The organism is Cryobacterium sp. M15 (assembly GCF_002929675.1).
Taxonomy (GTDB): Bacteria; Actinomycetota; Actinomycetes; order Actinomycetales; family Microbacteriaceae; genus Cryobacterium; species Cryobacterium lyxosi.
Window position 1 is genome coordinate 134,726 of record NZ_PJJW01000039.1, and the last position, 21,698, is coordinate 156,423.

21 protein-coding genes and 1 tRNA gene are annotated in these 21,698 nt (G+C 63.6%); 13 read left to right on the forward strand and 9 right to left on the reverse strand.

Annotated features, from left to right (window positions below; genetic code table 11):
- Window positions 1–161: 161 nt before the first annotated feature.
- Window positions 162–1,361, reverse strand: coding sequence for an aminotransferase class I/II-fold pyridoxal phosphate-dependent enzyme (locus tag CXY83_RS11985; RefSeq protein ID WP_104197571.1), 1,200 nt, complete (start codon window positions 1,359–1,361; stop codon window positions 162–164).
- 145 nt (window positions 1,362–1,506) lie between these two features.
- Here CXY83_RS11985 and CXY83_RS11990 point away from each other — a divergent pair, with 145 nt between their 5' ends.
- The 5 genes from CXY83_RS11990 (at window position 1,507) to CXY83_RS12010 (ending at window position 7,378) form a co-directional block, all read left to right on the forward strand.
- A complete protein-coding gene (locus tag CXY83_RS11990; protein ID WP_104197572.1) occupies window positions 1,507–3,162 on the forward strand; it encodes a S1C family serine protease in 1,656 nt (551 codons plus the stop codon).
- A 154-nt stretch (window positions 3,163–3,316) separates the two neighbouring features.
- A complete protein-coding gene (locus CXY83_RS11995; protein WP_255408772.1) occupies window positions 3,317–4,360 on the forward strand; it encodes a glycosyltransferase family 2 protein in 1,044 nt (347 codons plus the stop codon).
- Between the two features lie 4 nt (window positions 4,361–4,364).
- On the forward strand, window positions 4,365–5,189 hold the full coding sequence (locus CXY83_RS12000; protein WP_104197573.1) for a CDP-alcohol phosphatidyltransferase family protein: 825 nt from the start codon (window positions 4,365–4,367) through the stop codon (window positions 5,187–5,189).
- On the forward strand, window positions 5,176–6,084 hold the full coding sequence (locus CXY83_RS12005) for a glycosyltransferase family 2 protein (protein ID WP_233200864.1): 909 nt from the start codon (window positions 5,176–5,178) through the stop codon (window positions 6,082–6,084). Before CXY83_RS12000 ends, CXY83_RS12005 begins: the two co-directional genes overlap by 14 nt.
- A gap of 19 nt (window positions 6,085–6,103) precedes the next feature.
- Window positions 6,104–7,378: a CDP-glycerol glycerophosphotransferase family protein gene (locus tag CXY83_RS12010; RefSeq protein WP_104197574.1), complete on the forward strand. Its 1,275-nt coding sequence runs from the start codon at window positions 6,104–6,106 to the stop codon at window positions 7,376–7,378.
- A 34-nt stretch (window positions 7,379–7,412) separates the two neighbouring features.
- Here CXY83_RS12010 and CXY83_RS12015 read toward each other — a convergent pair whose 3' ends face one another.
- A complete protein-coding gene (locus CXY83_RS12015; RefSeq protein WP_369831159.1) occupies window positions 7,413–8,234 on the reverse strand; it encodes a hypothetical protein in 822 nt (273 codons plus the stop codon).
- 148 nt (window positions 8,235–8,382) lie between these two features.
- Between CXY83_RS12015 and CXY83_RS12020 the strand changes: the two genes are divergently transcribed.
- Complete coding sequence (locus tag CXY83_RS12020) at window positions 8,383–8,724, forward strand: helix-turn-helix domain-containing protein (RefSeq protein ID WP_104197575.1); 342 nt, start codon at window positions 8,383–8,385, stop codon at window positions 8,722–8,724.
- On the opposite strand, the gene CXY83_RS12025 is transcribed toward CXY83_RS12020, so the two are convergent.
- From CXY83_RS12025 to CXY83_RS12035, 3 genes are all read right to left on the reverse strand, one after another.
- On the reverse strand, window positions 8,700–9,473 hold the full coding sequence (locus CXY83_RS12025; RefSeq protein ID WP_233200866.1) for an ABC transporter ATP-binding protein: 774 nt from the start codon (window positions 9,471–9,473) through the stop codon (window positions 8,700–8,702). The two genes, CXY83_RS12020 and CXY83_RS12025, sit on opposite strands and share 25 nt — an antisense overlap.
- Window positions 9,473–10,273 (reverse strand): ABC transporter permease, encoded by an 801-nt coding sequence (locus CXY83_RS12030; RefSeq protein ID WP_233200868.1) that lies wholly within the window; start codon window positions 10,271–10,273, stop codon window positions 9,473–9,475. The genes CXY83_RS12025 and CXY83_RS12030 overlap by 1 nt, the downstream gene beginning before the upstream one ends.
- 140 nt (window positions 10,274–10,413) lie before the next feature.
- Window positions 10,414–11,106 carry an NTP transferase domain-containing protein gene (locus CXY83_RS12035; protein ID WP_104197766.1) on the reverse strand — a complete coding sequence of 231 codons (693 nt, stop codon included), beginning with the start codon at window positions 11,104–11,106 and terminating at the stop codon, window positions 10,414–10,416.
- A gap of 1,053 nt (window positions 11,107–12,159) precedes the next feature.
- Here CXY83_RS12035 and CXY83_RS12040 point away from each other — a divergent pair.
- The 3 genes from CXY83_RS12040 to CXY83_RS12050 are packed head-to-tail and all read left to right on the forward strand — an operon-like array spanning window position 12,160 to window position 14,905.
- Window positions 12,160–13,038 carry an ABC transporter ATP-binding protein gene (locus CXY83_RS12040; RefSeq protein WP_104197767.1) on the forward strand — a complete coding sequence of 293 codons (879 nt, stop codon included), beginning with the start codon at window positions 12,160–12,162 and terminating at the stop codon, window positions 13,036–13,038.
- Complete coding sequence (locus CXY83_RS12045) at window positions 13,014–14,588, forward strand: hypothetical protein (RefSeq protein ID WP_104197577.1); 1,575 nt, start codon at window positions 13,014–13,016, stop codon at window positions 14,586–14,588. Before CXY83_RS12040 ends, CXY83_RS12045 begins: the two co-directional genes overlap by 25 nt.
- 32 nt (window positions 14,589–14,620) lie before the next feature.
- Window positions 14,621–14,905 (forward strand): DUF3039 domain-containing protein, encoded by a 285-nt coding sequence (locus tag CXY83_RS12050; RefSeq protein ID WP_104128156.1) that lies wholly within the window; start codon window positions 14,621–14,623, stop codon window positions 14,903–14,905.
- An 18-nt stretch (window positions 14,906–14,923) separates the two neighbouring features.
- Here CXY83_RS12050 and CXY83_RS12055 read toward each other — a convergent pair whose 3' ends face one another.
- Window positions 14,924–16,285, reverse strand: a complete 1,362-nt coding sequence (locus tag CXY83_RS12055) for a nicotinate phosphoribosyltransferase (RefSeq protein ID WP_255408773.1) — start codon at window positions 16,283–16,285, stop codon at window positions 14,924–14,926.
- A 41-nt stretch (window positions 16,286–16,326) separates the two neighbouring features.
- Here CXY83_RS12055 and murI point away from each other — a divergent pair, with 41 nt between their 5' ends.
- The 4 genes from murI (at window position 16,327) to CXY83_RS12075 (ending at window position 19,549) form a co-directional block, all read left to right on the forward strand.
- Window positions 16,327–17,211, forward strand: a complete 885-nt coding sequence (gene murI / locus CXY83_RS12060) for a glutamate racemase (protein ID WP_104197578.1) — start codon at window positions 16,327–16,329, stop codon at window positions 17,209–17,211.
- Entirely contained in the window at window positions 17,208–17,942 is a 735-nt protein-coding gene (gene rph / locus CXY83_RS12065; protein WP_104197579.1) for a ribonuclease PH, read from the forward strand. The genes murI and rph overlap by 4 nt, the downstream gene beginning before the upstream one ends.
- A gap of 3 nt (window positions 17,943–17,945) precedes the next feature.
- A complete protein-coding gene (gene rdgB, locus CXY83_RS12070; RefSeq protein WP_104197580.1) occupies window positions 17,946–18,539 on the forward strand; it encodes an RdgB/HAM1 family non-canonical purine NTP pyrophosphatase in 594 nt (197 codons plus the stop codon).
- A gap of 101 nt (window positions 18,540–18,640) precedes the next feature.
- Complete coding sequence (locus tag CXY83_RS12075) at window positions 18,641–19,549, forward strand: cation diffusion facilitator family transporter (protein ID WP_104197581.1); 909 nt, start codon at window positions 18,641–18,643, stop codon at window positions 19,547–19,549.
- Window positions 19,550–19,570: 21 nt separating this feature from the next.
- Here the strand turns inward: CXY83_RS12075 and CXY83_RS12080 are convergent, their stop codons facing one another.
- The 3 genes from CXY83_RS12080 to CXY83_RS12090 form a co-directional block, all read right to left on the reverse strand.
- The gene (locus CXY83_RS12080; protein WP_199184965.1) at window positions 19,571–20,305 is read right to left on the reverse strand and encodes a DedA family protein; all 735 of its coding nucleotides are present in this window, start codon (window positions 20,303–20,305) and stop codon (window positions 19,571–19,573) included.
- A gap of 313 nt (window positions 20,306–20,618) precedes the next feature.
- Window positions 20,619–20,700 (reverse strand) — tRNA-Leu (locus CXY83_RS12085).
- A 41-nt stretch (window positions 20,701–20,741) separates the two neighbouring features.
- Window positions 20,742–21,686, reverse strand: coding sequence for a LysR family transcriptional regulator (locus CXY83_RS12090; protein ID WP_104197583.1), 945 nt, complete (start codon window positions 21,684–21,686; stop codon window positions 20,742–20,744).
- Window positions 21,687–21,698: the final 12 nt, after the last annotated feature.

Consider the following 21,698-nt stretch of genomic DNA (forward strand, 5'->3'; position numbering starts at 1 on the left):
GGGCGCATAACTCCTGCAATTCGTGGGCCGTCGGCGAGAATTCCGCGTCATTTCGGGGTTCAAACAACGCTGCCACAGAAATTGCAGGAGTTATGCACGCTGGGGTGTGCGGTGTGCGGTGAGCGTTGGGTTGCAGGAGTTATGCACGCGGGGGTGTGCGGTTAGCGTCGCGACAGGTTCGCGAGCTGCTTCGACGCCTGCTCCAGGAGTTCTATCTTCTTGCAGTAGGCAAACCGAACAAGCGGCGCATAATCGGCCCGGTTCGCCGGGGAGCAGAACGCGGTGATCGGCACCGCGACCACACCAGCCAGCTCCGGCAGGCGTCGGCACAGCTCTGCACCGTCCGTGAACCCGAGCGGTGTCGCATCCGCAACGATGAAGTATGAGCCCTGCGGCAGCGTGATTTCGAAGCCGGCCGCGCGCAGCCCGGTAGCAAGCACATCGCGTTTGTGCTCCAACTCGGCGGCAATGTGGGCGAAGTACGAATCGGGAAGGTCGAGCCCCGCTGCGATCGCGGGTTGGAACGGCGCCGCACTCACGTAGGTGAGAAACTGTTTGACCGCGAGGATCGCCGTGATGATCGAAGAAGGGGCAGAGACCCAGCCCACCTTCCACCCGGTGAGGCTGAACGTCTTGCCGCCCGAAGAAATGGTGACCGTTCGATCCCACGCTCCCGGCAGGGTGGCGATTGGAATGTGCGGCGCCTGGAACGTGAGGTGCTCATACACCTCGTCGGTGACGATGATCGCGTCGTGCCGTTGCGCGAGCTCGACGATCAACTCCAGCGTGTGCCGGGCAAAAACCGCGCCCGTGGGATTGTGCGGATCGTTCACGATAATCAGCCGGGTGCGGTCGGTGACGGTTGCCCGCAGCGCGTCGAGGTCTGGTTGATAGTCGGGTGCCCGCAGCGGCACTGGTCGATGGATGCCGCCACCGAGGCCGATCAGACCGCCGTAGGCGTCGTAGAACGGCTCAAAGGTGACGACCTCGTCACCCGGCTCAATCAACGCCAGAATGGTGGCCGCGAGAGCTTCTGTGGCCCCCGCAGTGACGAGGATTTCGCTGCCCGGGTCGAGTTCCAACGCATAGAACCGGAACTGGTGCCGGGCGATCGCCTCCAGCAGCACCGGCTGGCCCCGGCCGGGCGGATACTGGTTGACTCCGTCGCTGATGGCTTGGCGGGCCGCCTCGAGCACTACGGCTGGCCCGTCTTCATCGGGAAAACCCTGCCCGAGGTTGATCGCACCGGTGCGCATCGCAAGCGCGCTCATCTCGGCGAAGATGCTCGCTGCAACGGTACCGTCAGCGGCGAGAAGTCCGGCCCCGCGCGCCGTGCGTCGCCACGCGCCGGACATGGTCATCGCTGGCTTGCCTGAGTGAAGTTCTGCATGGTTTCCAAACTATCGCTTGGGCAACGTGTGGGCATGATCATTGACTGCTCTCAGCTTGTACATATTGAACGTTCAGGTTTGGGCGCAAAGCTTGCAAAGCTTGGAAGGAGCACCGATGACTGACAACACCAAGGATTTTGGCACCACCCCTGATCCTGCTGATGACACTGCCGCTTTTGCTGTGAATGAGTCCGGCGAGGCTACCCCACCCACTGCCCCACCGTCGACCCCACCCACCGATGCCCCGGCCGTGCCCACGTCCCCGACCGCGCCGCCGGCGAGTGTCGAGTCCGCTGTCCCGGTCGTCAACGCACCGACCCTGCCGACTCACGATGTCCCCGACACCGCCCAAACCGTCGCCTACCCGACGGATGCTTTCGGTCGCCCGGTCGAGACTGCGGCAGCCTCGAGCTCCACTAACGCTCCGAGCTTCACTGATTCTCCGAGCTTCGCTGGCGCTCCGAGCGCTTCGTCGCAGGCGTATGCGACCGCTGATTATTATCCCACGGATGCTTTCCCCGGCCAGCCCTTCGCGTCGAATAAGACGAAGGAACCCGGTCGCCGCAAGGGCAGTGTCGCGTTGATCGCAGCGCTCGCCATTGGTGCTCTCGTCGGTGGATCGTCCGGTGCCGGGATTACCGCGCTCATAATGAATGGCCAAAACGACGGCGTACCGGTCAGCCAGGTCTCCGGCCCCAGCAATGTCGTGGTGAACGACACCAAGAGCGTCAACCAGATCACCGCCGTCGCGGCCAAAGCCTCGCCGAGCGTCGTGACCATTGACGTTTCCAGCAGTTCCTCGGGCGGAACCGGATCCGGTGTGATCCTCACCGACGATGGCTACGTGCTCACCAATACCCACGTCGTCACCCTCGACGGGGCCGTCTCCGACGTGAAAATCGAAGTCAAAAGCAGTGATGGCAAGCTGTACGCCGCCACGCTCGTGGGTACCGACCCGGTCTCCGACCTCGCCGTGATCAAACTGACCGACGCCAGTGGACTCACCCCGATTACCTGGGGCGATTCCTCCGAACTCAACGTCGGTGACAGCGCCATCGCCATCGGTGCCCCGCTAGGCCTCTCCGGCACGGTCACTGACGGCATCGTCAGTGCCCTCAATCGCAGCATTACCGTCGCGAGTTCGGCAGCGCCGAGCTCACCCGACACCACAGCGCCCGACGAAGGACAGAGTCAGAACCCCTTCTTCTTCGACTTTCCGAACCAGGACGGCACGCCGTCGAAGGGTACCCAGGCCGCCACGGCGAACATTGCCCTCCCAGTGATTCAAACGGATGCCGCCATCAACCCGGGCAACTCCGGAGGCGCCCTGCTCAATGGCAGCGGTGAACTGATCGGCATCAACGTGGCCATCGCCAGCGCCGGCAGTGCCACCTCGTCGTCCGCTGCCGGGAGCATCGGCGTCGGATTCTCCATTCCGTCGAACTTTGCCAAGCGCATCTCCGAGGAGATCATCGCCAACGGAACGGCCACCCACGGCCTGCTCGGTGCGGGCGTCAAGGATGCGTCCAGCTCGACCAGCAGCACTGTGGGCGCCCTCATAAGCAAGCTAACCTCGGGCGGTGCCGCCGACAAGGCCGGTCTGGCCGAGGGCGACGTCGTCACCAACTTCAACGGCGTGCCGATCACAGACTCGATCGACCTCACCGCCCAGGTGCGGGTGCTCCCCGCTGGTGGAACCGCCGCCCTCACCTATGTGCGAGACGGCAAGTCGACCACCGTATCGGTCACGGTGGGCGAGTACACCAGCTAACCGCACTCTGTTCCTCCCTTCTCATCGCGTCGCCGGCTCGCCGGCGACGCGATTACGGTGAGCGGTGCTGTTTGACACGTTCCGCGATGATTGGCATTTCGTGGGCTGGTAGGCTCGATCGTCTTACCCATCAACCGGAAAGCTGGCCAGCCAGGTGCACCAACGTGGTGAGAAATTTCTTCCCGGGGTGTCGTACGTGATGCCGGTGCTCAACGAGGCGACGCACGTGCGAGCCGCCGTCGAGAGCCTGCTGGCACAAGACTTCGAGGGCCCGTTTGAGGTCACCCTGGCGCTCGGACCGAGCATCGACGGCACGACCGAACTGGTCGAAGAAATGGCCGCGGTCGACTCGCGAATTCGGGTCGTGCCCAACGACATCGGCTCGACTCCGGCGGGCCTGAACATCGCCATCCGTGCGTCGCAGTACGCGGTGGTCATTCGCGTCGACGCCCACTCGGTGCTACCACCCGAATACGCCCGCATCGCCGTGGAGACGCTTGAGCGCACCGGTGCCGACAACGTCGGTGGCATCATGGATGCCCGTGGTATCAGCGCGTTCGAGCGCGCAGTGGCCCGTGCGTACGGTACCCGCATCGGCCTCGGCGGTACCCCGCACCATGTCGGCGGGGCTGAGGGTGCTGCCGAAACCGTCTACCTCGGTTGTTTTCGCACTGCGAGCATCCTGGCTGTCGGATTGTTCGACGAGGGCGTCAAACGCGGTCAGGACTGGGACCTCAATCGGCGCCTCCGTGAGGCCGGTGGACTTGTCTGGTTCACCCCCGAACTGCGCGTGCTGTATCGTCCGCGGCCGACCCTGCCCCAACTCGCCCGGCAGATGCTCTCGACCGGGCTCTGGCGCGGCGAACTGGCCCGTCGGTATCCGGCGGCCAACGGCATCCGCTATTTTGTGCCGCCGGCCATGGTTCTGGCGGTAGCTCTCGGGCTGCTCCTCGGAGTGGCCGGAATCGTGCAGGTGGCCTTCGGCGCGGCGCCGTGGTTGTTCCTCGGTCTCATAGTTCCCATCGGGTATCTGGTCATCGTGGTGGCCGCGACGCTCACGGTGGCCAGGCCGGACGGAATTCGTACCTCCCTGAATTTTCTCGTAGTCTTGCCCTGCATTCACTTCTGCTGGGGGGTCGGGTTTGTGCTCGGGTATCTCAAACTCACCAGCAACATCACGGCACACACGGGAAGGTGAGCAGATGACCAGTTCGCCCGAGACCTCACATCGGCGCTTGGCTCGACCGGAATCGATCGCTCAGCTGCGCGCGGTGGCCCAGCCGCCCGAAGTGCGCCTGCGTGCCAACGCCGAGCACTGGACGGCGAGCCTGTACCTGCGCGACCTATCGCCGTACCTGACCTGGGTGCTGCTGAAGACCCGCATCTCCGCCAACGGCGTGACCGCGTTGATGATCCTCGCCGGCTGGTCGACTGCCGCCGCCCTGCTGATCCCCGGAATCTGGGGGGCACTGCTCGCCCTCGCGTTCAGCCAGGTGCAGATGCTCATCGACTGCTGCGACGGCGAAGTGGCGCGATGGCGCGGCACGTCCTCGCCCGCCGGCGTGTTCCTCGACAAGGTCGGACACTACTCCACCGAGTCACTCATTCCCATCGCCCTCGGAATTCGGGCGGCTGCGTACCCATTCGACTCACCCGACGACTTTTTGTGGAGCACCCTGGCGTTGCTGCTCGCTCTGATCATCGTGCTGAACAAGGCGCTCAACGATATGGTGCACGTCGCACGGGCCAATGCCGGATTGACGAAGCTCGCCGACACCCACGGCGAGAAGACTCCGACCTCGAGCGTGATCGCCCGGGTGCGCCGACTCGCCCGTTTCGTACCCTTCCATCGCCTGTACCACTCGGTCGAACTGACCATGGTCATCTTCGCTGCCGCCGTCGTCGGACTGTTTCTCGAGCAGCCGCTCGTTGACCGGACCGTGCTGATCGTACTGGTACCGCTCGCGTTCCTATCGCTCATCGGCCATTTTGTGGCCATCATGGCGTCCAAGCGTGTCCGTTCCTGACGCAGCTGCCGGCGCTGCACCGGCCGGCGCTGTGACGGTCGGTGTGGTGGTGCTCACTCAGGGCACCCGTCCGGCTGATCTCGAGCGGGGCATCCGCTCGGTGCTGGCCCAGCAGGGAGTGACCCTCGACGTGGTCTGCGTCGGCAACGGTTGGCAACCGACCGGCCTGCCGGTCGGCGTGCAGTCCTTCGGACTTCCGACCAACCTGGGCATTCCAGCCGGCCGTAACCGCGGCGTGTCGCGTGTCACCGGGGAATACCTGTTCTTCCTCGACGACGATGCAAGCATTCCCGACCCGAAGTTCTTGATCGACGCGATCGGCAAGATGCGCGCCGACCCGACAATCGGGCTGCTTCAGCCTCGGGTCGAAGACCCGGCGGGAATCGAATCGCCGCGTCGGTGGATTCCCCGCATCCGCAAGGGCGAGGCCAGTACGCCCGGACCGGTATTCTCCGTCTGGGAGGGCGCCGTTCTGCTGCCGCGCAGCGTCTTCGACGCGACCGGAGGCTGGGCCGAACCATTCTTCTACGCGCACGAAGGCATCGAACTGGCGTGGCGGGTCTGGGACCAGGACCGGGTCGCCTGGTATGCCGGCGACCTCGTGGCCAACCATCCGGTCATTCTGCCCACCCGACACGCCGACTACTACCGGCTGAACGCTCGCAACCGGGTGTGGCTGGCTCGCCGCAACCTGCCAATGCTCTTGGTGCCGCTGTACGTGGGCGCCTGGACGGCGATTCAGGTGCTGCGCTGGGGCCCGAGCAACCGGCCGGCACTGCACGCCTGGTTCGACGGCTGGCGCGAAGGGTGGCGTCAAGACCCGGGACCACGGCATCCGCTTCGAGCACGCACGGTCTGGCGAATGACCCGCGCAGGGCGCCCTCCGATCATCTAACGAAAGGTAGTCTTAGCCGGTGGCAATTCGGGAAGACGTCAGGCGTGCAGTCAAGCTGGTCAGGGATGTTATGGCCTCCCGCAAGGCCCAACACGAGCTGCGTGGGCCGCTGCAAGAACGGGAGCTGCGCGAAGACAATCATTTCAAGATTGCCGTGTACTTCGCTGACGGACCCGTCAACATGTACCAAATACGGCAGTGGTACCAGCCGCTCGCAACGCTCGCCAAGACGTGGCCGGTACTCGTGATCAGTCGTACTGGCGGCGGCACCCTCAAACTCATGAACGAGGCGCCCATTCCCGTCGCCTACGCCCGTACGGTTCCGCAGCTCGAGCAGATCGTTGCCGAGCAGGATATTCGTATCGTGTTTTACGTCAACCAGAACCCGCGCAACTTTCAGATGATGCGCTACGGGCGGTGCTGGCACGTTTTCATCAACCACGGTGAGAGCGACAAGATGTACATGATCACCAACCAGTTCAAGGCCTACGACTACTCGTTCGTTGCGGGGGACGCTGCACTCGCCCGGCTCAACCGGGTGCTCTGGGACTACGACTTCGATAAGCGCGCCTTCAAGATCGGGCGCCCCCAGGCCGACTACTTCAGCGGTCAACTGCCTTACCTGCCCGATGAACGCCAGGTTGTGCTCTATGCGCCCACCTGGGAGGGGGACAGGGCCGCCGCGGCCTACGGGTCTGTCGCCAGCCACGGTGTTGCGCTCGTCACTGCTCTGTTGGCCACCGGTACCCACCGCGTCATCTATCGACCACATCCGCGCAGCGGCGTCGTCGACCACAACTACGGGGCCGCCAACAAGGCCATCATCGGCGCCATTGCCGCGGCCAACGATCGTGACCCGCGCGCGCAGCACGTCTACGACTCTGGTCCTGATCTCGGCTGGCAATTAGCCGCAGCGGATGTGGCCATCGTCGACATCTCCGCCATGGTCTACGACCGGCTCGCCACCGGCAAGCCGCTCATCATCACCCGGCCCGTCAACCCAACGGCCGTGATCGACACGAGCGGCTATCTCTCCGACTGTGAGTGGCTCCCTGCCGATCACGCCGCCGATATTGTGATCGCCGTCGACCGACTCACCCACGATGAGGCGGCGGTCGATCGCCTGCAGGGCTGGGTGCACCGCTATTTCGGTGACACCGCCCCTGGCGTCGCGACGGGCCTCTTCCACGGGGCCGTGCAGCACCTGATGGATGAGTGGGACCGATTCGCGGCTGTGCACGATGCCGATCGTGCGATCGTGCCCGATTCTGCACAGAGTCCCGGTACGGAGTAGTACACCGACGCCCCGTCGCTCCGGGCGTGGTCGGCTACGAAGCGGATGCCGTTGGCTCGGCCGATATGGCCGCCACCGACTTACCGCGTCGCTTTTCGCGAACCGTGATGGCACGCACTTGCGGGTCCAGATCCGGCCGAAAACCGGCGGGGGCCGGACCGAAGGCGAGGCGTGACGCGCGCATCACCTTGGTGCCCAGAATGTGGTTTCCCGCACCGCCGATCACCGCTCCGATGCCAAACGGCAAGGCCTTTCCGAGCAGGCTCGCCCCGCCGCGGGTGGCGAACTGGCGCAGAAATGTACTTTTGAGTCGGTCGGTGAGTGGGCCGAGAACGGCGCGGGGAAGACTGTTGGTGATGAGTTCACCCCAGTAGGTGTTTCTCGCGGTTCCCGAGCCGGTCACCTGACCGGCGAGCTGTCGCACCAGATCGCTGCCCTCCCGGCCGAGCATCATCGTCAGGACGAGGGCGCGGGCGCGATCGGGGTCTTCCACCGCGATTCCATGCACTTCGCTCACCGATTGGGTGAACAAAGCCGTTGCCTCGAGAAAACCGGCGGTTTCCACTCCCGATAGTGCGAGGGTGATTCCGGTGCCGACGCCGGGAATAACCGCGGTGGCGCCCACCGCGGCACCGCCGGCTGTGACCGCAGCGAGGTAGCGTTTTTCCAGAATGCGCACGATTTGTTCGGGGGCGGCTTGGGGATTGCGCCGTCGGATGCTGCGAATATGTGCAAGCACGACGGGTCGATGGATGGCCAACACCCGATCAAAGCCCTTGACAAGCCCGGTAGGCAGTGCTCCACCTTGGGGAGTGCCGCCGGTCGATGACAGCATCGGTGTGCTCTTCCTCGCCATGGCTCGCCTTTCTCGGTGCCTCTGGTCGAGTGTACGGGGTGCACCGTGACGCGCGCTGGGTTACTTGGGCGCACCCGGATACAAATACTGTCTTTCGTTAAAAGTCCACCCGCTAGTCAAGACTCGGCTGTGCCGCTACAACTGAAGAATGCTTGAGCCCAAATCAGAAGCCTCGCGACTGCTCGGACTACGCCTGCGAGAGCGCCGTTTGGCGCTCGGGTTCAATCAGGAGTCTGTTGCGCTCCTCGCCGGACTCAACGTCTCGAACTACGCCCGCATCGACCGTGGGCACGGAAACCCAACGATGTACACGCTCATTCGCCTGGCGGCCGTGCTGCAACTCGAGTTGAGTGAGCTCGTGACCGGTCTCGCTCTCGAGCAGCTGCCGCCGACTCGCGACTCGTACATCGCGATCGAGTTTCGACGCTCCCAGAACGCCACGGCGAATCGGCGGCCAGGCTTGGGTCAGGCTGCTGGTTTGACGCCGTAGTCGGTGTTGTACCGAGCAAGCACGTCCGTGATCGGCCCGTCGAGCACCAGGTCGCCCTTGTCGAGGTACAGACCGCGGGTGCAGAAGCGTCGCAGATCGCGCTCATTGTGCGAGACGATGAACAGGGTACGCCCGCCCGCCAGGAGTTCCTCGATGCGGCGATAGCACTTTTCCCGGAAAGCTTTATCGCCCACGGCCAAAACCTCATCGACCAGCAGAATCGGCTCCTCCAGCCGAGATATCACCGCAAAGGCGATTCGTACTTTCATACCGCTCGACAGGTGTTTGTATGGCGTGTCAATGAAGTCGGCGATCTCGGCGAATTCGATGATCTCGTCGAAGCGTTCCGTGATCTGCTTGCGTGTCATGCCGTGCAGGCCGGCCGTCAGATAGACGTTGTCGCGCACACTGAGGTCGTCCACGAACCCGCCGGTGATCTCGATCAGTGGTGCCACGCCCTCCGTGACGCGTACCGACCCCTCGTCGGGCAGCACGACTCCGGTCACGAGTTTGAGCAGGGTCGACTTGCCTTGACCATTGCGCCCGACGACACCGATGGCTTCGCCCGGTTGCACGGTGAAGGAAACGTGCTGCAGGGCCCAGAACTCACTTGGCCGACTGCGCCGTTTATTGGCACCGAAAAGATCCTTGAAATTTCGACGCCCACGCCGATTCCGGCGAAAGCGGATGCCGACGTTCTGCAGGGAGATCACAGGCGTTCCCGTGGTGGATGCTCTCACCTGGGCCACTAGATCTCCTTCAGAACGGCACGTTCGGTGCGTCGAAAGACCAGCAATCCGAGCCCGAGGAAGACGAAGGACATGACCGCGCTGATCACGACAGTGAACCAGTCGAGCTGCTCAGGAAAGAAAGCCGAGCGATAAAGACTGAAAATGCCGGTCAGCGGGTTGAAAGCAGCCCAGAAGTGCAATTCGGGCGGTAAGTCGGTGGTGCCGTAGATGATGGGGGAGGCGTAGAACAGAAATCGCAGGATGAGTTTGACGGCCCGTTCCAGGTCGCGGAAGAACACCACGAGCGGGGCGACGAGCAGTCCGACGCCGGCGGTCAACATTGCCTGGATAACAATGGCGAGGGGGAAGAACAGTACGTCGATGCTGAGTTCGGCGCCATACACGACTGCGAACAACACCAGCACGGGCAGGGATGCCAGAAACTCGATTCCCTTGGATAGCACCAGGCGGTTCACCCAGATGGTGCGGGGGATGCGCGTGGAGCGGATGAGTTTCGCCTCGCGCAGAAATGCGCGGGTGCAATCCGAGACCGCACCGTTGAACCACATCCAGGGCAGCAGGGCAGCCAGGAGAAACACGATGTACGGGGTGTCGCCGACGCTGCGGTCGAAGACCTGGGTGAAGACGAACCAGTAGATGCCGGCCATCACGAGCGGATCGAGGATGGACCAAAAGTAGCCGAGCGCTGAGGTCGAGTAGCGCACGCGCAGATCGCGCTCCGTCAGCAACCACAGCGAATGCCGATACCGGGCGAGCGGCGTGCGCTGTTCGGGGCGCACCTGGGCGTAACTACTCACGCGGTCTATCGTATGGGAGCGCGGGCGGCGTTCCGTGCCAGTCGTGGCTGGTTCCTTCTGCGCGGGGCTTGTTCCCGATGCAGCGACGACGAAACCCCCACGCCGAGGCGCCGGGGTTTCGGATGGTGCGAGTGCGTTGGTTAGACGAACAGGTTGGCGCGCTCGAGGTCCTCGGCGAAGTCCACTTCGACGGCATAGAAGTCGGAAATATTCACCGGCTCGACCAGCATGCGGTTCTGTTCGATAGCCAACTCGATGCCGCGTTCAAAGTAGTCCTGGTCGGCGACCTTGGCCAGCTGGCGGATCAGGGTTGCTTTGTCCGTGCTCGACACGTAGTTGATGCCGACGGCTTCGCCGAGGCCGTCCCTGACGGTCTTCGACAGTTCCTTGATAAAGCCTTCGGCGCTCGTGGTGTACTTGACTTCTTCATCGGACACCTTGTCAGTGTTGACGGTGACGAAGGACTGGTCACGGGCCATCATGGCGGCAGCGCGGTCGAGAATGGCCGGGTCGAAGACCACATCGCCGTTCATCCACAGTACGCCGCCGGACTTCGAAGCCTGCAGGGCACGCAGCAGACTCTTTGAGGTGTTGGTCTGGTCATACTCCTCGTTGTAGACGAAAGATGCCTGCGGGAACGCTTCGATGATGTGCTCAAGCTTGTATCCAACGACGATCGTGACCTGGGCAGCGTTGCCGAAGGCATGGTCGATGTTGTCGAACTGCTGCTGCATGATCGTTCGGCCGTCGCTCAGCTCGGTGAGGGGCTTCGGCAATGAGCGCCCGAGACGGCTGCCCATACCGGCCGCCAGAATGACCACTTGCGTCCTAATTGCGTGCGTCTTAGCCGACTGCGTCGTCACGATTATCTCCTCAAGAATGGTTGGGGTTACGCCGCAAAACCCGCTCTCATTGCGAAGAGTTTGCTTAGGATTCACCCACATGTTCACGTAAAGACACACCGTTATGTCATTCTCACCATAACCTGTTGCCTCAATATGAGGAAAGAATTCGTTCAGCACGTGTCCATTTCGTGACCCGGCACGGAGCCTACTCACAGGTTGCAAGGGCCACTGCCGTCCTCGCCGCGCCGTCCTGTCGGTGGTCCTTGGTAGATTGGCGGAGTGACTTTTGTGCCGCCCCACCCTGAACGCGACGACGAGCCTGTCGTGGACCGTTCCGCCGACTCGATGGCACCGCTCGCCACGGAGTCGGCAGGCAGCAAGCCGGCGGCCAGCAAGGCCGCGGCCAATAAGCCGGCAGTGCGTAAGCCGGCAGTGCGTAAGCCAGCTGTGCGTAAGCCAGCGGCGGTTAAGTCGGTTGACACTCAGGCAGTTCCGGACGAAGGCGCAGATAAGCCAGCTGTGCGTAAGCCAGCCGTGCGTAAGCCAGCTGTGCGTAAGCCAGCGGCGGTCAAGTCGCTTGACACTCAGGCAGTTCCGAACGAGGGCGCAGGTAAGCCAGCGGCGGTTAAATCGGTTGACACTCAGGCAGTTCCAGACGAGGGCGCAAGTAAGCCAGCTGTGCGTAAGCCAGCCGTGCGTAAGCCAGCTGTGCGTAAGCCAGCGGCGGTCAAGTCGGCCGGTACTCAGGCAGTTCCGGACGAAGGCGGCGGAAAGCCAGCCGTAAGTGAGCCAGCCACGGGTAAACCAGCCGTGCGTACGCCAGCAGTACGCAAACCAGCAGTGCGCACGTCGACGACGCCGAGAAAGCTGACGGCGCCAAAATTACCGGACGTTGCTAGGTCGACCCGGGCGACTGAACAGACACTCGCCGAGAACGCAACCGACGAAACCACGCGCCCGTACGCGACCCGCGATGCGCTCGTCGCGATCGAAACGGAACAGCCACTGGGAACGCCCCTCGCGCCGCTGCCCGAACCGAGCATGGATCCACGTCCCGAGGAAATGCAGGGAACTGCCACACCCCGCATCTCAGAGCCAGCCGCGAAGGCCGTCATTTCTCCGGCGGTGAAGTCGGCAAAGAAGCCCGCTGTCGTTGAAGCTCCAATAGTCATTGCAGCCCGGGGACTCGTGAAGCGATTCGGTCACAATGTTGCGGTCTCCGATCTCGACCTGACCGTGCGAGCCGGTTCGTTCTATGGCATTGTCGGGCCGAACGGGGCTGGCAAGACCACGACCCTGTCGATGATCACCGGCCTGTTGCGGCCGAGCGCCGGGAACGTCACGGTGCACGGTATCGACGTCTGGGCTCGGCCGAACGAGGCCAAGCGTGTGATGGGCGTTCTGCCCGACCGGCTTCGACTCTTCGACCGCCTCACCGGCGCACAACTTCTTTATTACGCTGGCACCCTGCGCGGCCTCGACAACGACACCGTGCGCAGCAGGTCGGCGGACCTCGCTGTGGCTTTCGGCCTCGAGGATGCCCTCAACCGTCTCGTTGCGGACTACTCCGCCGGCATGACGAAGAAGATCGCCCTGGCCTGTGCAATGATTCATTCCCCGCGGGTGCTCGTGCTCGATGAGCCGTTCGAGTCCGTCGACCCGGTTTCTGCGGTCAACGTGACCGAGATTTTGCAGAAGTATGTGGCCGCCGGTGGCACTGTCGTGCTGTCCAGCCACGGCATGGACCTGATTCAGCGCGTCTGCGATCATGTTGCCATCATCGTGCAGGGCCGGGTCCTGGCAGCGGGAACCATTGACGAGGTCCGTGGCCCGAAGTCGCTGGAAGATCGGTTCGTCGAGCTCGCCGGTGGGCGCAAGGTAGCGGAGGGCATGGAATGGTTGCACAATTTTTCGGACTGAAACTCCGGTTGCTCGCCAACCTGTTTCGTCGTAGCCCGTGGCAGGTTGTCGGCCTGGTCGTAGGACTGCTCTATGGTCTGAGCGTCTCCATCACACTTCTCGTTGCACTGATCACCCTGCGGTTCGTCGGTGACCCCACACTGATTCGCGATTCGCTCACTGTGGCCGGATCGGCCGTAGCGTTGGGTTTTCTGATCATCCCGATCGTGGTCGGCATCGATGACAGCATGGACCCCCGTAAGTTTGCCTTCCTCGGAATTCCGAACCGTTCGTTGTCGCTTGGCCTGGCCGGTTCGGCGCTCATCGGCGTACCGGCGGTCACCCTGACGATCGTGCTTCTCGGCACCGTGGTCACGTGGTCGCGTGGCATCGGGCAGACTCTGCTCGCTCTCATCTCCGCCGCGCTGATCCTGGCGACCTGCATTCTGCTCTCGCGAGTGAGCGCATCCCTCGCGGCTTTTCTCCTGTCGACCAGACGCTCCCGCGAGTTCACCGGGCTGATCGGTGTCGTTGTGCTGGTCTTGATTTCTCCACTCGTTGTGGTGCTGTTCAGCACGGACTGGGACCGACATGGCCGCACCCTGCTGGCCACTCTCGCCACGATTCTGGGCTGGACGCCGTTCGGGGCAGCGTGGGCCGTTCCCGGCGACGCCTCCACCGGTGCCTGGGGTGAGGCCATCCTCAAACTGCTTATAGCCGTGGGATCCACCTACGCGCTCTGGCTGATCTGGCAGTTCGTCGTGGCTCGCATGCTGGTATCGCCCGGCCGTGAAGCAGCGGCGAAACAGTATTCCGGCCTGGGCTGGTTCGACCGGCTGCCGCACAGTTCCGTTGGCGCTATCGCTGCGCGTACCTTCACTTACTGGGCGCGCGACTCACGGTATTGGGTGTCGCTGATCATGATTCCGATTGTGCCCATCATCGCCATCCTGCCACTGAGTGTCGTCGGCGTGCCGCTGCATTACCTCGCGCTCGTGCCGGTGCCCCTCATGTGCATTTTTCTCGGGTGGACCATGCACAATGACGTTGCCTACGACAGCACCGCAATCTGGCTGCACGTGGCTTCGGGAACGCACGGCCTGGCCGACCGTATCGGCCGGATCCTTCCCGCGCTCGTCATGGGTATACCGCTCATCGGCATTGGCTCGGTCATCAGCATTTCGTTCTACGGTGACTGGTCAGTGCTGTTGTCGATGCTGGGCGTGAGCACGTGCATCCTTTTGGCCGGTTTGGGCTTCTCGAGCTACACATCCACTCGTTTTCCCTACCCGGTCACCAAACCCGGTGACAGCCCGTTCGCCCAGCCGCAGGCTACAGAGACCGCCGCGGGACTGGTGCAGTCGCTCACCTTCACGGGCTCAATCATCGTGGCGCTACCCGCGCTCATCTTCGCCTATCTCGGAATCGTTGAGGATCCGGCCTGGCATCTGCTCGCGCTCGGCACCGGCGTCGGCCTCGGACTCGTGGCTGTGGTCGTGGGAATCTGGGTCGGTTCGCGTGCCTTCGACCGGCGCGGTCCTGAGATGCTGGCTTCTGCTCAACGGGCCTGACCCGTCGCGGGCAGAGTGTTTAGACTGAGGCTATGACTGAATTTCGTGTGAGCATTGCAGAACCCGGCCAGCCCGGCGGCGGAACGTCCACGCTTGATCGTGAGCTCGAGGAACTTCTGAACCAGGAGCAGATCGAGCCCGGCGATCACGAACGTTTTTCGCACTATGTTCCCAAAGACAAGATTCTCGAATCGGCCATTTCGGGCAAACCGGTCAAGGCCCTGTGCGGCAAGAAGTGGCTGCCGGGACGCGACCCGGAAAAATTTCCGGTGTGCCCAACGTGCAAGGCCATCTACGAGAAGATGAAGGCCAAGTAGCGCTTAATCTGCCCGGGGTTATCGATACGAGGTCGGAATAACGGGCTCGCCGCGCCCTAAACGAAAAGCCTCGATTGGCAGTTCCTGCATGACGGATGCGTTGTGCGCGCGGGCGCGCAGCGTTCCGGCCGGTCCCACGTATCGTTCGTCGACGGTGCCGTCGCTGATCAGCGGGACCAGAAGTGCGCGTTCGAGGCCGCTGCGGGAATCGAAACTGCCGCCGGGTCCGTCACCGAGCAGAATGATCTCTTCCTGGGCGGTACCGGCGGCATCCACTCGACGAAGCGCACTCTTGCGACCACCGATAGACAGCTTCGCGGTCGACGTTTTGGCGACGGAGATCCAGTCGTTGCCGTGGCCCTTATGCGCGACGAGCTTGTAGACCAGGCCGGCGGCCGGCTCTCCCGAACCGGTGACCACCGAGGTGCCGATGCCGAAAGCGTCGACCGGGCTGGCCGACAGAGCCGCGATGGCGAACTCGTCGAGGTCGCTCGTGACGGTGATTTTCGTGTTGACGGCGCCGAGAGAATCGAGTTGCGCTCGGGCCGCCGCGACGACAATGGGGAGATCGCCGGAGTCGATGCGAATCGAGCCGAGCTCGGGCCCGGCGATCTTGACCGCCAGGGCGATGCCGGCCGGCACATCGTAGGTGTCCACGAGAAGCGTTGTGGCGGTACCGAAGGCATCCACTTGCGCCTGGAACGCTTCTTCCTCGCTGTCGTGCAGCAAAATGAACGAGTGGGCCGCTGTCCCCATGGTGGGCAGACCCCATTGGCGGCCGGCTTCGAGGTTGCTCGTCGATGCAAAGCCGGCGATATATGCAGCGCGGGCGGCAGCGACCGCCGAGTGCTCGTTGGTGCGGCGTGATCCCATCTCGGCGATCGGGCGTCCGAGGCTCACTGAGACCATGCGGGCGGCGGCGCTGGCGACCGAGATGTCGTAGTTGAGCACGCTGAGGATGAGGGTCTCCAGAATGACACCCTCGGCGAAGGTGCTCTCGACCAGCAGCAGGGGGGATCCGGGAAAGTACGCTTCGCCCTCCTGGTAACCCCAGACGTTGCCGGTGAAGGAATAGTCGGCCAGGTAGTCGAGGGTGGGAGTGCGCACGACGGAGTTGTCGGCAAGCCAGGTCAGTTCCTCAGTGGTGAAGCGGAATTGTCGAATCAGTTCGAGCAGGCGGCCGGTACCGGCGACGATTCCGTAGCGCCGGCCGGTGGGCAGCCGTCGGGCGAACGCTTCGAACATGCACTCACGGTCGGCGGTCCCGCTCTGGATAGCGGCGTCGACCATCGTGAGCTCGTACCGATCGGTGCGTAAAGCCGGGGTGCGGGCGGCTGGGCCGCCGTGCGCTGGCACGGGGTACGTGGGGGACAGGGTCACCCGGCACAGCTTATCCGCTTGTCGGGCTAGGCTTGGTCTCCGTGACGGATGCACCGATTGGTATTTTTGATTCCGGAGTCGGCGGCCTGACCGTCGCCCGGGCGATCAAGGACCAGTTACCCAACGAGTCCATTCTCTACATCGGCGATACGGCCCACTCGCCGTACGGGCCCAAGAAAATAGCGGACGTACGGGGGTTCGCCCTGGACGTGCTCGATGATCTGGTGGCGCAAGACGTGAAACTGCTTGTGATCGCGTGTAACACGGCGTCGGCGGCGATGCTGCGCGACGCCCGTGAACGCTACAGCGTGCCCGTGATCGAGGTCATTCAGCCGGCTGTGCGCCGCGCCGTCGCAACCACGCGCAACCAGCGAGTGGGAGTCATCGGTACCCTCGGGACTGTCAACTCGCGTGCCTACAACGACGCCTTCGCCGCCGCACCCCAGATCACGCTGTTCAGCAAAGCCTGCCCGCGGTTCGTGGAGTTCGTCGAAGCCGGCGTCACGACCGGCGCCGAGGTGCTCGCCGTCGCCGAGGAGTACCTTGCGCCGCTGCGCGCTGCAGGCGTCGACACCCTCGTGCTCGGCTGCACCCACTATCCCTTTTTGCGCGGTGCCATCTCGTATGTGATGGGAGAGAACGTCACCCTGGTCTCGAGTGACACCGAAACAGCTAATGACGTCTACCGGGTGCTGGTGAGTCAGGGCCTGGAACGCGCACGCACGAGCCCGCCCAGCTACCGTTACGAGGCGACCGGCGACAGCGCCGAGGAATTCCTGGCCTTGGCCCATCGTCTGATCGGACCCGAGGTCAGCCGCGTCGACCTGATCGAGACCGGCACACTCAACCTTGCCGAACTGGCAGCATCCAGTCGAAGCGGACCCCCTAATTCCCCCTCCACCCGAATCACTAGGAGCACACCGTGACCGAGACCCTGCGCGCCGATGGGCGCACCAACGACGAACTTCGCCCCATCACGATCGAGCGCGGCTGGAGCGACCAGGCCGAAGGCTCGGCCCTGATCTCATACGGCCGCACCAGGGTACTCTGCACGGCGTCGTTCACTAACGGCGTTCCGCGTTGGATGAGCGGCAAGGGTAAGGGCTGGGTCACCGCCGAATATTCGATGCTGCCGCGCTCGACCAACAGCCGCATGGACCGTGAATCGGTCAAGGGCAAGATCGGCGGTCGCACGCACGAGATCAGCCGCTTGATCGGTCGCAGCCTGCGCGCGGTGGTCGATATGAAGGCGCTTGGCGAGAACACACTCGTGCTCGACTGCGACGTGCTGCAGGCCGACGGAGGAACCCGCACCGCGGCCATCACCGGCGCGTACGTCGCCCTCGCCGATGCGCTCGAGTGGGGGCGCACCAAGAAGTTCATCTCGCAGAAGGCGCAGCCACTCATCGACAGCGTCTCGGCCGTGTCTGTCGGCATTATCGGCGGAGTGCCCATGCTCGACCTCGCCTATACCGAAGACGTGCGCGCTGACACCGACATGAACGTCGTCGTGACCGGGCGCGGCAAGTTCGTCGAGGTGCAGGGCACCGCCGAAGCTGCACCGTTCGACCGCAGCGAGCTCGACGTTCTGCTCGACCTCGCCGTGAAAGGCGCTATCACCTTGACCGAATTTCAGACCAGCGCACTGGAGCGTTGAGCGGTGCAGATCGTTCTCGCAACGCACAACGCCCACAAGGTCGAGGAGTTGCGGCGCATCCTGGCCGCGCAGCTGCCTGGCATCGAGGTGCTCGCCTATGACGGCCCCGAACCGGTCGAAGACGGTGTCACTTTTACCGAGAATGCACTGATCAAAGCGCGCGCCGCTGCCGCGCACACCGGGCTCCCGGCAATCGCAGACGACTCGGGAATCTGCGTCGACATTCTTGGCGGGGCACCGGGAATCTTCTCGGCGCGTTGGTCGGGACCGGCCAAGGATGCCGGTGAGAATCTGCGTCTGCTGCTTTGGCAGCTCAGCGACGTTCCCGAGGAGCACCGCGATGCCCACTTCACGTGTGTGGCCGCTCTCGCCCTGCCCGACGGCACCGAGCGGGCCGTGACCGGCGAATGGCCGGGGCAGCTTCTGTTCCAACCGGCTGGCGTCAACGGTTTTGGATATGACCCGATCTTTCTGCCCGAAGGCTATGCCATTTCGGCGGCCGAGCTTTCGGCCCATGTAAAAAACCAGGTCAGCCATCGGGCGATCGCGTTCGAGGGTCTCGTTCCGGTGCTGCGCGAGGTGCTCGGTGCCCCATGACGCCGCGTCAGATCGAGCAGCACCCGGATGCTGAGAACGGCATTCATTCCCAACTAGCCTGCGGGCTGGCGAGCGGGTGTGCGCGGCTCTAACGTTGAGCCATGGGCCACGATCACGCGCACGGCACCGACTCGAACCGGAGGCGACTGACCCTCGTCATTGGCATTGTGTCTGTCGTGCTGCTGCTCGAAGTGATCGGTGCCTGGCTGACCGGATCGCTCGCTCTCCTGGCCGACGCGGGGCACATGCTGTCCGACCTGCTTGGGCTCATCGTTGCCCTGACGGCCACCGTCATGGCGTCACGCCCGGCGACGGACCGGTCCACCTTCGGTTTTCAGCGCACCGAGGTGTTCGGCGCGCTGATCAACGGGTTGATCCTGCTTGGCGTGGCCGGCGTCGTTTCGGTCGCTGCGATCGCTCGCCTGATAACCCCGGGCGAAAGCGCTGTGCTGCCAGCTCCCATGCTCATCGTGGCCATCATCGGTCTGGCAGCGAACATCGCCGGAATGCTGCTGCTTCGTCCGGCCGCTGCCGGGTCGATCAACATGCGCGGCGCCTACCTCGAGGTGCTCGGCGACGCCCTGGGATCTGTTGCCGTGATCGTGGCCGCCATCAGTATTCTGATAACCGGTTTTACCCAAGCGGATGCCGTCGCCTCGCTCGTCATTGCCGCCATGATCGTTCCGCGCGCTTTCGTGCTGTTACGTGACGTCGTGCGTGTCTTCAGCCAGTCCACGCCGGCCGACACCGATATTTCCGAGATTCGGCGCCATCTGCTCGGCACGGATGGCGTGGTCGACGTGCACGATGTGCACGTCTGGGCCATCACCAGCGGTGCGCACGTGTTCACCGCGCATATCGTCGTGGAGGCGACCGTGCTCGCACACGGCACCGACGCTTTGCTCGATGAGCTGTCGGGATGCCTCAGCAAGCATTTCGACGTCGCTCATTCAACCTTTCAGCTGGAACCGACCGAGCACGCCGAGCATGAAGGCCACCAGCACCGCTGAACGAATCAGATGGTGACGGCCTCAGCTCTCGTGGCGGCCCGTGTGGTTGGTCTTGAACGTTTGGGGGTCGAGCAGGTGACTGCCCGTGGCTGTGGTGGGCTGGCCGCGCAGTCGGCGGGCTTTTACGATTGACTGCACGTAGTGGAACACCGTGGGAATGAGGGTGATGACCACCGCGCTGAGCAAGATCAGGTCGATGTACGTCGTGACGAATTCGGCCACCGGCGGAATATAGCCGAGAAAGTACCCGCCGAAGGTCAGGCCGGCCCCCCAGAGCAGCGCGCCGATCAGGTTGTACAGCGTGTACTTGCGGTAGTCCATATGGCCGACGCCCGCCGCGACCGGTGCGAAGGTACGCACGATCGGCACGAACCGGGCGACGATGACGGCGACACCGCCGAATCGCACGAAGAACGCATTTGTGCGGTCGACGTTCTTAATGCTGAATAGGCCGGACTCCTTGCGTTCAAAGACGCGCGGACCGAACTTATGTCCGATGAGGTAGCCGATTTCACCGCCCAGGAACGCGGCAAATCCAATGGCCAGGGCGACCCACCAGATATCAATCCGGATGACGCCGGCGGCGGGGAACGCGAGCAGGCCGGTGATGATCAGCAGGGTATCGCCCGGAAGGAGAAACCCGACCAGCAGCCCGGTCTCGGCAAAGACGATCGCGCAGACGACGAGCAAAGCCCAGGGACCGGCCGACTCAATGATGTGCGTCGGGTCGAGCCAGGGAATCAATGCGGTGTGAATCACGCGGGGAACTCCAGTCGGCGGAGGGCAGACGTTCGGGTAGCGACGGCGGGTGCCGAGACACAGGGTATCGCCCAATAGTGAGAGAACGCCGGGCCGCCGACCCCTGAAACAGGGGGCTCGTCAACCAGTCGTGGGGCTGGTCGAGGTCGCGGGCTGTGGCATCCGCGCAGGGTACCCGTACTGAACGCATCTGGGAAAAGCGCCGTTACGGTGAAAGTCAAGCCCTCACCTGACCCGAAAGAAGTCAACGGTTCCCCCGTGGGGGAGCGTGTTGTTCGATGTGCTGTCGAGGGCTGAAGAATGAACCATGTGCGGGAGAGGGGACTTGAACCCCCACGCTCGAAAGCACAGGATCCTAAATCCTGCGTGTCTGCCAATTCCACCACTCCCGCTGGTGCCTTCCCAGTGTAGTTGTCCAGCTGCGCGACTGGGTCTAGTTGGCTCTGTCCTTTCCGGTGATGACGTTACGGCCGAGCAGTGCCGGCGCATAGGACTCCATTTGCGCGCGGAGCGCCGCGACGAGCGCCGCGACGGCCGGCAGCCGCAATGACTCGGTGCGCAAAACCATCCAGTACGGCAGTCGTTCTTGGAAATCTTCTGGAAGAAGGCGCACCAGGTCTGCATGCTGATCGGCCATGAAGCAGGGCAGAAATCCGATTCCAGCGCCGGCCCGGGTTCCCTCGACATGCACGAACACGTTGGTGGAGCTGAGCGACTCCCGCATCTGCGGCACGAGCCGCCGGGGGGCATCGAGGTCGTCGACCTGAAGCATGGAATCCACGAAATACACGAGGGGATGCTCGGTCAGCTCGGCAATGGTGGTCGGTGTGCCGTGGGCCTTGAGGTAGCGCCGTGAGGCGTACATTCCGAGGCTGTAATAACCAAGCAGAATCGACTCCGCCCGGTGCACCTGCGGCTCACCCACGACGACTTCGATGTCCAGTCCTGAACGGTGCTGCAGGGCCCGCCGGGTGACGGTGACGATTTCGACGCGCAAGAGCGGATGCCGGCGCTGCAGTACGGCCACGGCCGGGGCAGCGATGTAGGCGCTGAAGCCGTCCGTCGCCGACATGCGCACCACCCCGGAGATCTGTTGGGCTTCGGCGTCGGAACCACGCAGCAGGCTGACCGCAGATTCCACCCCCTCAGCCGCGGTGCGGGCGCGTTCTCCGAGCTCGGTCAACTCCCAGCCGCCCACGGCGCGGGCCAGGAGACGGCCGTCGAGGGCCTTTTCGAGGGCGGTGATACGCCGGGACACCGTGGTGTGGTTCAGGCCCAGGCTTTCAGCCGCGGTGGTGAATCGGCCGGTGCGTGCGACCGCGAGAAAGATGAGGAGATCATCGGGAGTGGGAGCGGTGCCAGCCGGCGGAAAGGTCATACGCAATTATGC

Bases quoted from the DNA above. Each gene is read 5' to 3' on its own strand.
- CXY83_RS12040 (WP_104197767.1), top strand. From the start codon at position 12,160: ATGGATCCACGTCCCGAGGAAATGCAGGGAACTGCCACACCCCGCATC.
- CXY83_RS12015 (WP_369831159.1), bottom strand. From the start codon at position 8,234: ATGGCGAGGAAGAGCACACCGATGCTGTCATCGACCGGCGGCACTCCC.
- CXY83_RS12020 (WP_104197575.1), top strand. From the start codon at position 8,383: ATGCTTGAGCCCAAATCAGAAGCCTCGCGACTGCTCGGACTACGCCTG.
- CXY83_RS12090 (WP_104197583.1), bottom strand. From the start codon at position 21,686: ATGACCTTTCCGCCGGCTGGCACCGCTCCCACTCCCGATGATCTCCTC.
- CXY83_RS11985 (WP_104197571.1), bottom strand. From the start codon at position 1,361: ATGACCATGTCCGGCGCGTGGCGACGCACGGCGCGCGGGGCCGGACTT.
- CXY83_RS12045 (WP_104197577.1), top strand. From the start codon at position 13,014: ATGGTTGCACAATTTTTCGGACTGAAACTCCGGTTGCTCGCCAACCTG.
- CXY83_RS12050 (WP_104128156.1), top strand. From the start codon at position 14,621: ATGACTGAATTTCGTGTGAGCATTGCAGAACCCGGCCAGCCCGGCGGC.
- CXY83_RS12000 (WP_104197573.1), top strand. From the start codon at position 4,365: ATGACCAGTTCGCCCGAGACCTCACATCGGCGCTTGGCTCGACCGGAA.
- CXY83_RS11990 (WP_104197572.1), top strand. From the start codon at position 1,507: ATGACTGACAACACCAAGGATTTTGGCACCACCCCTGATCCTGCTGAT.
- CXY83_RS12075 (WP_104197581.1), top strand. From the start codon at position 18,641: ATGGGCCACGATCACGCGCACGGCACCGACTCGAACCGGAGGCGACTG.